The following is a 12,798-nucleotide window of genomic DNA, read 5'->3' as shown; positions in this document are numbered from 1 at the left end:
GGGTGCGGCCCGGTCACGTACGGCCTGCGAGGGCGTTGGTTACGCCTCGAACACCTCGCGCACCAGCTGCTCCTGCTCGGCCTGGTGGCGCTTGGCGGAGCCGACGGCCGGGGACGAGCCGTGCGGGCGCGAGATGCGCCGCAGACGCTCGCCGTGGGGCACGTCGGCGCCGACCGCCAGGTCCAGGTGGTCGATCAGGTTCAGGGCGATGAACGGCCAGGCACCCTGGTTCGCCGGCTCCTCCTGGGCCCACAGGTACTTCTCGGCGTTCGGGTACTTGTTGACCTCCGCCTGGAGCTCGGCACCCGGCAGCGGGTACAGGCGCTCGACGCGGATGATCGCCGTGTCCGTGACACCGCGCTTCTGACGCTCGGCCTCCAGGTCGTAGTAGACCTTGCCCGCGCAGAAGACGACCTTGCGGACCGCGGCGGGGTCGACCGACACGTCGCCGATGACCGGGCGGAACTGGCCCGTCGTGAACTCGTCCGCCTTCGAGGCCGCGGCCTTCAGACGCAGCATCGACTTCGGGGTGAAGACGACCAGCGGCTTGTGGTGCGGGTTGTGCACCTGCCACCGCAGGAGGTGGAAGTAGTTCGACGGCAGGGTCGGCATCGCGACCGTCATGTTGTTCTGGGCGCAGATCTGCAGGAAGCGCTCCGGGCGGGCGGACGAGTGGTCCGGGCCCTGGCCCTCGTAGCCGTGCGGGAGGAGCAGGGTGACGCCGGACGTCTGGCCCCACTTCTGCTCGGCCGAGGAGATGAACTCGTCCACGACCGTCTGCGCGCCGTTGACGAAGTCGCCGAACTGCGCCTCCCACATCACGAGCGCGTCGGGCCGGGCCAGCGAGTAGCCGTACTCGAAGCCCATCGCCGCGTACTCGGAGAGGAGCGAGTTGTAGACGTTCAGCCGCGACTGCTCCTCGGAGAGGTAGTTCAGCGGCGTGAACTCCTCGCCGGTCGCCCGGTCGATGATCACCGCGTGGCGCTGGCCGAAGGTGCCGCGCTGGGAGTCCTGGCCGGCCAGGCGGACCGGCACGCCCTCGAGGAGCAGCGAACCGACCGCGAGCGTCTCGCCCATGCCCCAGTCGATCGTGCCGTCCTCGACCATCGCCGCACGGCGCTGCAGCTGCGGCAGCAGGCGCGGGTGCGCGGTGATGTGGTCGGGGACGTTTACCTGGGACTCGGCGATGCGCTTGACGACCTCGGCGGAGACCGCGGTGTTCACCGCGACGGGGAAGGTGTCCTGCCCGTCGTGGGAGTCGCCGGCGACGGGCTGCGAGGTGGCCTCGCGGACCTCGGTGAAGACCTTCTCCAGCTGGCCCTGGTAGTCCTGCAGGGCCTGCTCGGCCTCTTCCAGGGTGATGTCGCCGCGACCGATCAGGGACTCGGTGTACAGCTTGCGCACCGAGCGCTTCTTGTCGATCAGGTCGTACATCAGCGGCTGGGTGAAGGCCGGGTTGTCCGACTCGTTGTGACCGCGGCGGCGGTAGCAGATGAGGTCGATCACCACGTCCTTGTTGAACGCCTGGCGGAACTCGAAGGCCAGGCGTGCGACGCGCACGACGGCCTCGGGGTCGTCGCCGTTCACGTGGAAGATCGGGGCCTCGATCATCCTCGCCACGTCCGTCGCGTACATCGACGAGCGGGAGGACTCCGGGGCGGCCGTGAAGCCGACCTGGTTGTTGATGACGATGTGGACCGTGCCGCCGGTGCGGTAGCCGCGCAGCTGCGACATGTTCAGGGTCTCGGCCACCACGCCCTGGCCCGCGAAGGCCGCGTCGCCGTGGATCGCCACCGGCAGGACCGTGAAGTCCGTGCCGCCCTTGTTGATGATGTCCTGCTTGGCGCGCGAGACGCCCTCCAGGACCGGGTCCACCGCCTCCAGGTGCGACGGGTTCGCGACCAGGCTGACCTTGATCTGCTCACCGTCCAGGCCCGTGAAGGTGCCCTCGGCGCCCAGGTGGTACTTCACGTCGCCGGAGCCGTGCATCGACTTCGGGTCGAGGTTGCCCTCGAACTCGCGGAAGATCTGCGCGTACGACTTGCCGACGATGTTCGCCAGGACGTTCAGGCGGCCGCGGTGGGCCATGCCGATGACGACCTCGTCCAGGCGCGACTCGGCGGCCGAGTCCAGCACCGCGTCGAGCAGCGGGATGACGGACTCGCCGCCCTCCAGGGAGAAGCGCTTCTGGCCGACGTACTTCGTCTGCAGGAAGGTCTCGAAGGCCTCCGCGGCGTTCAGCCGGCGCAGGATGCGCAGCTGCTCCTCGCGCTCCGGCTTGGAGTGCGAGCGCTCGATGCGGTCCTGGATCCACTTGCGCTGCTTGGGGTCCTGGATGTGCATGAACTCGACGCCGGTGGTGCGGCAGTACGAGTCGCGCAGCACGCCGAGGATGTCGCGCAGCTTCATCAGGGACTTGCCGGCGAAGCCGCCGACGGCGAACTCGCGCTCCAGGTCCCACAGGGTGAGCCCGTGCTCGGTGATGTCCAGGTCGGGGTGCTTGCGCTGCTGGTACTCCAGCGGGTCGGTGTCGGCCATGACGTGGCCGCGGACCCGGTAGGAGTGGATCAGCTCGAAGACGCGGGCGGCCTTGGTGACGTCGTCGTCGTGGCTGGCGTCGATGTCCTTGAGCCAGCGGACCGGCTCGTAGGGGATGCGCAGCGACTCGAAGACGTCGTCGTAGAAGCCGTTCTCGCCGAGGAGGAGGTTCGCGACGGCGCGCAGGAACTCGCCGGAGGCGGCGCCCTGGATCACTCGGTGGTCATACGTCGACGTGAGCGTCATGACCTTGGAGATGCCGAGCTTGTTCAGGGTGTCCTGGGAGGTGCCCTGGAACTCCGCCGGGTAGTCCATGGAGCCGACGCCCATGATCACCGACTGGCCGGGCATCAGACGCGGCACCGAGTGGACCGTGCCGAGGCCACCGGGGTTGGTCAGCGAGACCGTGACGCCGGTGAAGTCGTCCATCGTCAGCTTGTTGTCGCGGGCGCGACGGACGATGTCCTCGTAGGCCTGCCAGAACTCGAAGAAGTTCAGCGTCTCGGCCTTCTTGATCGTCGCGACGACCAGCTGGCGGTCGCCGTTGGGCTTGACCAGGTCGATGGCGAGGCCGAGGTTGACGTGCGGCGGCTTGATGAGGGTCGGCTTGCCGTCCTTCTCACCGAACGCGTAGTTCATCGACGGCATGGCCTTGATGGCCTGCACCATCGCGTAGCCGATCAGGTGCGTGAAGGAGATCTTCCCGCCCCGGGCGCGCTTGAGGTGGTTGTTGATGACGATGCGGTTGTCGAAGAGCAGCTTCACCGGCACCGCGCGCACGGACGTGGCCGTGGGCAGTTCCAGGGAGGCGTTCATGTTCTTCGCGACCGCGGCGGACGGGCCGCGCAGCGTCACGAACTCGGGACCCTCCGCGGGCGCGGCCGGCTCGGCGGCCGGCGCGGCCTTCGGCTTGGCGGCCGCGGGCTTCGCGGGAGCCGGTGCCGGGGCGGCGGCCTGGGCGGGAGCCGGAGCGGCGGCCGCGGGCTTCGGGGCCGCGGGGGCCGGAGCGGCGGCGGGAGGCGCCGGAGCAGCGGCGGCCGGGGCGGCGGGTGCCGCCGGGGCCGTGGTGGTCTCTGCGGCCCCCGCGGCCGCAGTGCCCGCCGGAGCCGGGGCGCCCGCGGCGCCCGGCTTGTAGTCGGCGAAGAAGTCCCACCAGGCGCGGTCGACCGAATTCGGGTCCTGGAGGTACTGCTGATAGATCTCGTCGACGAGCCACTCGTTCGGACCGAACGCGGCAGCGGGGTTCTTGCCCGCTTGGTCTGCGTCGGTCGAGATGCTCGAGTTACTGGGGGACTGTGGCGACACGGCGGCAACCGCCCTCTTCCGCTTCACAAGGTGATGGACAGCGGGAATAAAGGCTACGCCCCCAACACGGTGAAGGTCAGGTCGGGCCCGTTCATCGTCGCGTAAGTCACATTACGAAGTGTGTTTCGGGGCTGGAAATGGCGGGAAACAAGCGTGGTTCCGCTTCAGAAGTGCCGCACAGGGATGCGGAGATGAGGGCCGTGCGCGCGCAGCGCGCAGACCTGGGCCCTGATCACACGTGTCCGTCAGCGCGGACAGTGGTGGATCTTGGGACTCCGGTTCGGACTTTACGTCAACTTGGCACGGATGTCTCTCCCGGAAGAGTGATAAGAATCCGGCAACCTCGCTCGGATTCAGCCACTCCGATCCGTCCCCCGTGCAGATCCACGGCCCAGCGGGCGATGGCCAGACCGAGCCCCGTACCGCCGTCGCTGCCCGGCCCGTGCGGCCGGCGCACCGCACCTCGGTTGAACCGCTCGAACACGCGGTGCCACTCCGACCTGGGAATGCCGGGGCCCTCGTCCAGGACTTCGATGGCCAAGGACTCCGGCTGCGGCCCGCGCCGCGCCTTGACCGTCACGCGGCCGTGCGGCGGGCTGTGCTTGACCGCGTTGTCGATCAGGTTGGCGACCACCTGGTGGATGCGCTCCGGGTCGGCGTGCGCGGTCAACTCCGGCGGGGAGACGTCCAGGTGCAGATGGACGTCGGTACGGGTGTGACTGCCGCCCGAGCCCATCGTCGCGCGCGCGGAGGCGACCATGTTGGCCTCCTTCAGCACGCCCGAGAGGTAGGGCCACACCTCGAAACGCCGCTTGCGCAGCGGCACGACGCCGTTGTCGAGGCGGGAGAGATCGAGGAGCGTCTCCACGAGACGTCCCAGTCGCTCGGTCTGCTTCAGGGCCGTGCGCATGGTCTCGGGGTCGGCCTCGGCGATGCCGTCCACGACGTTCTCCAGGACGGCGCGCAGACCCGCGATGGGCGTGCGCAGCTCGTGCGAGACGTTGGCCACGAGTTCCTTGCGCTGGCGGTCCTGGGCCTCCAGCTCGTCGGCCATCATATTGATCGTCTGGGCCAGGTCACCCAGCTCGTCCCAGCGGTTCTCCTGCACCCGGCGTGTGTAGTCGCCGTGCGAGATGGACCGGGCGACCGTGTTCATCTCGTCCAGCGGGGCGGTGAGCGAATGCGCCACGAACTGCGTAATGAGCAGTGTGGCGATCATCGAGAAGACCGTGATGAAGCGCAGTTCCGTCTTGGTGTGCACCGCGATCATCGACAGACCGGTGGTGATCAGCACCGAGATGACGACCAGCGCGCCCAGCTTGGTCTTGATCGAGAACGGGCGTACGCCGCCCCAGGGCTCCCCGGGGCTCCTCCGTGCGGCCGACCGCCCTTCGCTCATGGAGTCGGGGTCTCCAGCGCGTAACCCACGCCGTGGACCGTACGGATGCGCTCGGCGCCGATCTTCCGGCGCAGCGCCTTGATGTGGCTGTCCACCGTGCGGGTGCCGGAGGCGTCCGCCCAGTCCCACACCTCCGCGAGGAGCTGCTCACGGGACAGCACCGCGCGCGGGGTGTTGGCCAGGCAGACCAGCAGGTCGAACTCGGTGGGCGTGAGGTGCACGTCCTCCGAGCGCACCCTGACCCGGCGCTGCGCGTGGTCGATCTCCAGCTCGCCGAGCCGCAGGATGCCGCTGCGCGGAGTGGTCGCGGCGAGCGCGGCCCGCTCCACGCGGCGCAGCAGGACGTGCACGCGCGCGGCCAGCTCCCGCATCGAGAAGGGCTTGGTCATGTAGTCGTCGGCGCCGACCCCGAGCCCGACCAGCATGTCGGTCTCGTCGTCGCGCGCGGTGAGCATCATCACCGGCACCGGACGGGCGGCCTGCACACGACGGCAGACCTCCAGACCGTCGAAGCCGGGCAGCATGATGTCGAGGATCAGCAGATCGGGCTGCCAGGCCTCTGCGGTGTCGACGGCCGCCGGACCGTCGCCCGCCGTTTGCACGAGGAATCCCTCGGCGCGCAGTCGGGCTGCGATGGCGTCGACGATCGTCGGGTCGTCCTCGACCACCAGGACTCGCCGCTGAGCGCCCGGAGTCGCCGTGGTCGCGCCGTTGTGGGAGGTGTGTGTCTGCTCCATCGCCCGCCCCTGAGTGTGCTTTCCGGAACCAGTGGGGTGGTTCCTCGGTCTGCGCATGGTTGCGATTGACGCTTGAATGATCTGCGTCAGGGGAGCAGCGTACGGGGAGGCACCACGCCTTTGCTATCCAGGTCTTACAGCAACGTGCACGACGTCGGGAACGCCTCGGGCAACCGGGATCTCTTCGGTACGCACCTGTTGGAACCCGGCATTCCCCAAGGTTCCCTCGAAATCCGGCGACGGCTGTGCCGACCACACCGCGAGTACCCCGCCCGGTCTCAACATCCTTGCGCAGCTTGCCAGTCCGGCCGGACCGTACAGCCCGTGGTTGCCGTCGGTGACGGTCCAGTCGGGCCCGTTGTCGATGTCCAGGCACAGCGCGTCGTACGTGTCGCATCTCTCATTGACGAAATCGAGCAGGTCCGCTTCGACGATCTCCGTGCGCGGGTCGGCGAGTGCGTCGCGGGACAGTGCGGACAGGGGGCCGGAGCGGTGCCAGTCGATGACGGCGGGCTCACGCTCGACGACCGTGATCCGTCCCCAGCGGGGGTCGGCGGCGGCGTGGGCGAGGGAGAAGCCGACGCCGAGGCCGCCGATCAGGACGTGCGGTGCGGCCCGCCCGTCCAGGGCGTCCAGGGCGGCGTCGACGAGCAAACGCTCCGAGCGGCCGTCGGAGGTGTCCATGAGGAAACAGCCGTTGGCGATGATCTGGAGCAGCTCGCCGTGACGGCGCAGTACGACCTCGCCGTAGGCGCCCTCACGGCGGTCCAGCACTTCGGGAATGTCGTGAGCGGTGGGCATGTGCTCATCCTGGCACCGGTGTGACGGACCGTTGCAGGAATTAAGACGCTGGTGAGCGTGGGCTGGGAACTCGCTGTGAATCGGCGTCCGGGTGGCGTCGGTCACAGACAGGTGGTCGGTGCGGCGCGAAGGGTGGTGGGGCGATACGGAAGGAGCGCCTCACCTTGGAACGGACTGTGCGGGCGGAGCACACCGCGCGGGCCGACGCGCCGGCCTCGCCGGCGCCCGCGCCCTCGCCTTTGCTGGACGGCATACCGAGCCAGCGCGGGCCGGCGGACGCCGGGTCCGTGGCAGCCCCCGCGACCGTCACGGCCTCCGCGCCAGTCCCGGCTTCCGCCACCGACCCGGCTTCCGCCACCGTCATGGCTTCCCCCACCGTCCCGGCTTCCGCCACCGTCATGGCTTCCCCCACCGTCCCGGCTTCCGCCACCGACACGAGTCGCACGGCCGTCGTCGTCCCGTCCGAGGTGCCGCGCGTCCGCGTCCGTCGTGTCCCGCGTCCGTGGCGCCTGTTGCCGACTCCCACCGGCACCCCGTTCACCTTCGCCTACGCCGCCGTCCTCGTCGTCACCTCGTTCGTCGCCGAACATGCCGGTCCCGCGCTCGTGTACGCCCTGCACCAGGGGTCCAGTACGGATGTGGCGCATCTGGTGCGGACGCCGGTGCTGGTGCTGGTGGGGAGCGCGTTGTGGATCGCGGGCGGGTTCCTCTCGCCGTACGCGATCGGGTTCCTGCTGGTCCTGACCGGCCTGGAGCGGCGGATCGGCGGTGCGCGCACGGCCGGTGTGTTCCTGCTGGGGCACGTCCTGGCCACCCTCGCCACCGAGGTCCCGGTGGGCCTCGCGGTGCTGGCCGGCCACCTGCCCGACAGCTCCCTGCATCGCCTCGACTACGGCATCAGCTTCGGCGTCGCCACGGGCGTCGGCGCCCTCGCCGGCCTGCTCACGCCGTGGCTGCGGTGGCCCCTTCTGGCCGCGGTCGGCTGGACGCTCGTCCTGGACGTGATCGCCCTAACGGACCCGATGACGAACTGGGGCCACCTGATCTCCCTGGGCATCGGCATCGCCACATGGCCGGTGGTACGACGGTGGCAGCGGGGCCGCGCCCTCAGTCAAGCCCTTCCGGTCGCCCCGTGAACTTCGCGCTCGTCAGCGGTGCCACCGTCTGCCAGCCCAGGCTCTCGTACAGCGCTCGCCCCGCCGGAGTCCCCGCCAGCACGCCGGTCTCCGCGCCCTGTTCGACCGCTACGCGCTGCAACGCGCGTACGACGAGGCCGCCGAGGCCGCGGCGGCGGTGGGCGGGGACGGTTTCGATCTGATCGACGACCGCGGTGGCGCCGGTCGGCGCGACCTGGCCGCGCGCGGCGAGAGAACCGTCGTCGGCGGCGACCAGGACACGGGTCACACCGCCGCGCGACCAGGTGCGCAGCCGGTAGCCGTCGGGGACCGGCACATCCCCGGCGGCGTCCGCCAGGGGGACCGTCATCAGGTACCCGGGCTCGGGATCGACCCACCAGCCCGTGCCCAGCCAGTCCACGACGATCGACGGATCCTGGAACACCTTCAGCCATACCCCGGCACCGGTCACCGCCTCGGCCACCTTGCAAACCGTCTCCTCCTCGACGGCGTCGTTCATGGCGTCGAGGACGTGGCGCGACACGTGCTCCGCCTGCCCCACGTCGACGGTGAACCCCCAGGGCTCGCGCACCGGCGGGGCGGCCCCGCGCGACACGACCCACCCGTCCACCCACGTCCGCACGACACCGTCCACAGCCCACCCCATGTGTAATGGCCACTAGCCTATTTCGGTTATTACGGTGGCGACGTTATGCGGTGAGTCGGCCCCCGCGGCAGAGGTGATCGCTCAGAGCGAACGAGGGTTGGGGAACATCCGGGGCGCGCCATGCATTGAGTCGGCATAGCTCAACTTGACTGCCAAAGGGGAGATCATGGCTGCTGAGTCCACGCCGTTCACACCGCTCACCCTGCCCGTGCTGCCGCTCGACGACGAGGTCGTGCTGCCGGGGATGGTGGTTCCGCTGGACCTGAGCGACGCCGACGTACGTGCCGCGGTGGAGGCCGCCCAGGCCGCCGCCCGCTCGGAGCCCGGCAAGCCCAAGGTGCTGCTGGTTCCGCGCATCGACGGGACCTACGCGAGCACCGGCGTCCTCGGCACCGTCGAGCAGGTCGGACGGCTGGCCGACGGTGACCCGGGCGCCCTGATCCGCGGCCGAGGCCGTGTGCGCATCGGTGCCGGGACGACCGGGCCGGGTGCGGCGCTGTGGGTCGAGGGCACGCGGATCGACGAGAGCGTGCCCGAGCCGCTGCCGGGCCACGTCGCCGAACTCGTCAAGGAGTACAAGGCCCTGGCCACCGCCTGGCTGCGCAAGCGCGGCGCCTGGCAGGTCGTGGACCGCGTCCAGGCCATCGACGGCGTCTCCGCCCTCGCCGACAACTCCGGTTACTCGCCCTTCCTGACCGTCGAGCAGAAGGTCGAACTGCTCGAGACCGCCGACCCGGTGACCCGCCTCAAGCTCGCCACCCAGCAACTGCGCGACCACCTCGCCGAGCAGGACGTCGCCGAGACCATCGCCAAGGACGTCCAGGAGGGCGTCGACAAGCAGCAGCGCGAGTTCCTCCTGCGGCGCCAGCTGGAGGCCGTACGCAAGGAACTGCGCGAACTCAACGGCGAGAGCGACGGCGAGGAGTCCGACGACTACCGCGCCCGCGTCGAGGCGGCCGACCTGCCCGAGAAGGTCCGCGAGGCCGCGCTCAAGGAGGTCGACAAGCTGGAGCGGTCCAGCGACCAGTCCCCGGAGGGCTCCTGGATCCGCACCTGGCTCGACACCGTCCTGGAGCTGCCCTGGAACGAGCGAACCGATGACAGTGCTTCCGCGTACGACATCCAGAGCGCGAAGGCGATCCTCGACGCCGAGCACGCGGGCCTGGAGGACGTGAAGGAGCGGATCACCGAGTACCTGGCGGTGCGCAAGCGGCGCGGCGAGCGCGGCCTCGGCGTCGTCGGAGGGCGGCGCGGCGGTGCCGTCCTGGCCCTCGTGGGGCCGCCGGGCGTCGGAAAGACGAGTCTCGGCGAAAGCGTGGCCCACGCCATGGGCCGCAAGTTCGTCCGCGTCGCCCTCGGCGGCGTCCGCGACGAGGCCGAGATCCGCGGCCACCGGCGTACGTACGTCGGCGCGCTGCCCGGCCGGATCGTGCGCGCGATCAAGGAGGCCGGGTCCATGAACCCGGTCGTGCTCCTCGACGAGATCGACAAGGTCGGCTCCGACTTCCGCGGCGACCCGGCCGCGGCCCTGCTGGAGGTCCTCGACCCGGCGCAGAACCACACCTTCCGCGACCACTACCTGGAGGTCGAACTCGACCTCAGCGACGTCGTCTTCCTCGCCACCGCCAATGTCCTGGAGGCCATCCCGGAGGCCCTGCTCGACCGTATGGAGCTGGTCCGTCTCGACGGCTACACCGAGGACGAGAAGGTCGTCATCGCCCGTGACCACCTGCTCCCGCGCCAGTTGGAGCGGGCGGGTCTGGACAAGGACGAGGTGACCCTCGACGAGGGCGCGCTGCGCAAGCTGGCCGGCGAGTACACGCGCGAGGCGGGCGTGCGCAACCTGGAGCGGTCCATCGCGCGGCTGCTGCGCAAGGTCGCGGCCCAGCACGAACTCGGCGAGCGGAAGCTGCCGTTCACCGTCACGGACGACGACCTGCGCGCCCTGATCGGCCGGCCGCACCATGTGCCGGAGTCCGCCCAGGACCCGGCCGAGCGGCGGACTTCGGTGCCGGGCGTGGCGACGGGCCTCGCGGTGACCGGGGCGGGCGGTGACGTGCTGTACGTCGAGGCGTCGCTGGCCGACCCGGAGACCGGAGCTGCGGGACTGACGCTGACCGGCCAGCTGGGCGACGTGATGAAGGAGTCGGCGCAGATCGCGCTGAGCTTCCTGCGCTCGCATGGCGCCGAGCTGGAGCTGCCGGTCGGTGACCTGAAGGACCGGGGCGTGCACATCCACTTCCCGGCGGGCGCGGTCCCGAAGGACGGGCCGAGCGCCGGCATCACGATGACGACCGCGCTGGCCTCGCTGCTCTCCGGCCGCCTGGTCCGTACGGACGTGGCGATGACCGGTGAGGTCTCGCTGACCGGCCGGGTCCTGCCCATCGGTGGGGTGAAGCAGAAGCTGCTCGCCGCGCACCGGGCCGGGGTCACCACCGTGATCATCCCCAAGCGCAACGAACCCGACCTGGACGACGTCCCGGCCGAGGTGCTGGAGAAGCTCGACGTCCACACCGTCACGGACGTCCGCCAGGTCCTGGAGCTGGCGCTGGCCTCGGCCACGAACGGCGCGGCGCCGGAGGTTCCGGTGGCGGCGTGACGGACGCCTCCGGATGAGGCAGGGCCCGGGCCCCGTGAGGGAGACCCGGGCTTTGCCATGCCCGCCCGGGCACGCGAGGGGCCCGAAGGCCGCCATTGGTCCACTCCTGCGAAATACTGACGGAGCTGCGACGGCGACCCGGACAGGTCCTGGGCGCGGCAGGATTCTGCAGAAGAGCGGGAAACCGGATCAGGGGTGCTGACGTGCACGAGGACGCAAACGTGGACGCGAACGTGGACCAGGAGTTCCTGTCCCTGGAACGGGAGCTGACCGTCCTGCTGCGGCGCGCCCGGGCCAGCCAGGGTGAGATGGCCCGCGAGGTCCACCCGGACCTGGAGTCCGCCGCGTACGGGCTGCTCGTCCGGCTGGAGGAGTGCGGACGCCAGCGTGCCACGGAACTCGCCGGCTACATCGGCGTCGGCAAGGCGACCATGTCCCGCCAGTTGCGCGCCCTGGAGGAGCTCGGCCTGGTGACCCGCGAGCCGGACCCGGCCGACGGCCGGGCCTGGCTGGTCGACCTCACCCCGGAGGGCCGCTCCCGGGTCGGCAAGGTCCGCGAGGCCCGCCGCGCCCGCTATGTCAGCAAGCTCGCCCACTGGGACCGCGGCGAGGTCGCGGAACTGGCCCGACTGCTGCACGAGCTGAACCGGGGCATGGAGAGGTAGGGCCTGTCGTTCGGATCACGCCGCAGACGCGGGGCCTGGCACGCGCTCCCCACGCTGCGCTGACCGGCCGGCCTCGATTGCCTGCGACCTGACCCGAACGACCGGCCCTGGCCCACCGGGCCGCCGAGCGCCGCCCCCGGCGCGGGCTCACAGCTCGACGTACACCACGCTCGCGTCGTCGTGGGTCTTGGCGCGGCCCAGGAACGCCCGCTCCTCGGCGTCGGCCCGCTCCAGCGCCCGTACCCGGTCCACCAGGGACCCCGGGCCCTCCTTGCGCAGGAAGGTGAACAGGTCTGTCCAGTCGCCCTCGCGGAATGTCTCCGCCCATCGCGTCGCGCCGTCGGTCAGGCCGGCCAGGGAGCGGACCTCGGCGCGGGGCAGGACGCCGGTGACCGCACGGCCGGCCACCGCGGGATCCGCGGCCGCCGTGAAGAACCCGCCCTGCTTGTTGCGGAGCGTGGCGTCGATCACGGCGTCCGAGCGCAGGGCCGAGCGGGGCAGCCGGGACAGGCGGTCGTCGAGGACCGGCGTGATCAGGCCGCCGGGGGACTCCAGCAGCAGGGCCGCGTCGGACAGGACGAGGTACTCGACCGTGTCCGGGGACCAGCGGGCGACGGCCACAGTGGCCTGTGGGGTGCGCGGGTGAGAAAGGTCACAGGTTTTGGCGTGGGCTTCGGAGGTACGCGCGATGGCGCGGGCCAGGGCGTCGGACAGGGGAACATCCGTGAGTGAAACGGTCAGTTCGGTCAACGCCCCGCCGAGGCGCGCTGTGTACCAGGGGACCGAATGCAGACAGCCCGTACCGCTCGACGGTGGCGTCACACCGTCGAGGACGACGAGCGAACCGCCCTGTCCGGAGGCGGGCAGTCCGACACTCGCGAAGTCCTCGTTGGGGTACGCCCTGTCGCCGGGCTCCGACACAAGTTCCGTTCGCATCCGGCCAGTCTGCACGAGGTCCCCACAAGGTCCGCA

9 protein-coding genes are annotated in these 12,798 nt (G+C 70.5%); 3 read left to right on the top strand and 6 right to left on the bottom strand.

Features of this window, described 5'->3' with window-relative positions:
- Window positions 1–39: 39 nt before the first annotated feature.
- The 4 genes from AC067M_RS04290 to AC067M_RS04275 form a co-directional block, all read right to left on the bottom strand.
- Entirely contained in the window at window positions 40–3,843 is a 3,804-nt protein-coding gene (locus AC067M_RS04290; protein ID WP_478695449.1) for a multifunctional oxoglutarate decarboxylase/oxoglutarate dehydrogenase thiamine pyrophosphate-binding subunit/dihydrolipoyllysine-residue succinyltransferase subunit, read from the bottom strand.
- A 292-nt stretch (window positions 3,844–4,135) separates the two neighbouring features.
- Complete coding sequence (locus AC067M_RS04285) at window positions 4,136–5,242, bottom strand: HAMP domain-containing sensor histidine kinase (RefSeq protein WP_478695448.1); 1,107 nt, start codon at window positions 5,240–5,242, stop codon at window positions 4,136–4,138.
- Complete coding sequence (locus AC067M_RS04280; protein ID WP_478695447.1) at window positions 5,239–5,979, bottom strand: response regulator transcription factor; 741 nt, start codon at window positions 5,977–5,979, stop codon at window positions 5,239–5,241. Before AC067M_RS04280 ends, AC067M_RS04285 begins: the two co-directional genes overlap by 4 nt.
- 123 nt (window positions 5,980–6,102) lie before the next feature.
- Entirely contained in the window at window positions 6,103–6,780 is a 678-nt protein-coding gene (locus AC067M_RS04275; RefSeq protein ID WP_478695446.1) for a spermidine synthase family protein, read from the bottom strand.
- 164 nt (window positions 6,781–6,944) lie between these two features.
- Between AC067M_RS04275 and AC067M_RS04270 the strand changes: the two genes are divergently transcribed.
- The gene (locus tag AC067M_RS04270; protein WP_478695445.1) at window positions 6,945–7,916 is read left to right on the top strand and encodes a rhomboid-like protein; all 972 of its coding nucleotides are present in this window, start codon (window positions 6,945–6,947) and stop codon (window positions 7,914–7,916) included.
- Here AC067M_RS04270 and AC067M_RS04265 read toward each other — a convergent pair.
- Window positions 7,888–8,562 carry a GNAT family N-acetyltransferase gene (locus tag AC067M_RS04265; protein ID WP_478695444.1) on the bottom strand — a complete coding sequence of 225 codons (675 nt, stop codon included), beginning with the start codon at window positions 8,560–8,562 and terminating at the stop codon, window positions 7,888–7,890. The genes AC067M_RS04270 and AC067M_RS04265 overlap by 29 nt on opposite strands.
- Window positions 8,563–8,728: 166 nt before the next feature.
- On the opposite strand from AC067M_RS04265, the gene lon reads away from it, so the two are divergent.
- Together lon and AC067M_RS04255 are read left to right on the top strand one after the other, a co-directional pair.
- Window positions 8,729–11,161, top strand: a complete 2,433-nt coding sequence (gene lon, locus AC067M_RS04260) for an endopeptidase La (RefSeq protein ID WP_478695443.1) — start codon at window positions 8,729–8,731, stop codon at window positions 11,159–11,161.
- 203 nt (window positions 11,162–11,364) lie between these two features.
- The gene (locus tag AC067M_RS04255) at window positions 11,365–11,826 is read left to right on the top strand and encodes a MarR family winged helix-turn-helix transcriptional regulator (RefSeq protein ID WP_478695442.1); all 462 of its coding nucleotides are present in this window, start codon (window positions 11,365–11,367) and stop codon (window positions 11,824–11,826) included.
- Window positions 11,827–11,973: 147 nt separating this feature from the next.
- Here AC067M_RS04255 and AC067M_RS04250 read toward each other — a convergent pair whose 3' ends face one another.
- Complete coding sequence (locus AC067M_RS04250; protein WP_478695441.1) at window positions 11,974–12,762, bottom strand: hypothetical protein; 789 nt, start codon at window positions 12,760–12,762, stop codon at window positions 11,974–11,976.
- Window positions 12,763–12,798: the final 36 nt, after the last annotated feature.

Source organism: Streptomyces sp. NPDC043427 (assembly GCF_056436655.1).
This window is presented reverse-complemented; position numbering and strand designations above follow the sequence as displayed.

What these genes read in the sequence shown, in the direction of transcription:
- AC067M_RS04285 (WP_478695448.1), bottom strand. Translation starts at nt 5,242, where the DNA reads ATGAGCGAAGGGCGGTCGGCCGCACGGAGGAGCCCCGGGGAGCCCTGG.
- AC067M_RS04280 (WP_478695447.1), bottom strand. Translation starts at nt 5,979, where the DNA reads ATGGAGCAGACACACACCTCCCACAACGGCGCGACCACGGCGACTCCG.
- AC067M_RS04275 (WP_478695446.1), bottom strand. Translation starts at nt 6,780, where the DNA reads ATGCCCACCGCTCACGACATTCCCGAAGTGCTGGACCGCCGTGAGGGC.
- AC067M_RS04265 (WP_478695444.1), bottom strand. Translation starts at nt 8,562, where the DNA reads ATGGGGTGGGCTGTGGACGGTGTCGTGCGGACGTGGGTGGACGGGTGG.
- lon (WP_478695443.1), top strand. Translation starts at nt 8,729, where the DNA reads ATGGCTGCTGAGTCCACGCCGTTCACACCGCTCACCCTGCCCGTGCTG.
- AC067M_RS04250 (WP_478695441.1), bottom strand. Translation starts at nt 12,762, where the DNA reads ATGCGAACGGAACTTGTGTCGGAGCCCGGCGACAGGGCGTACCCCAAC.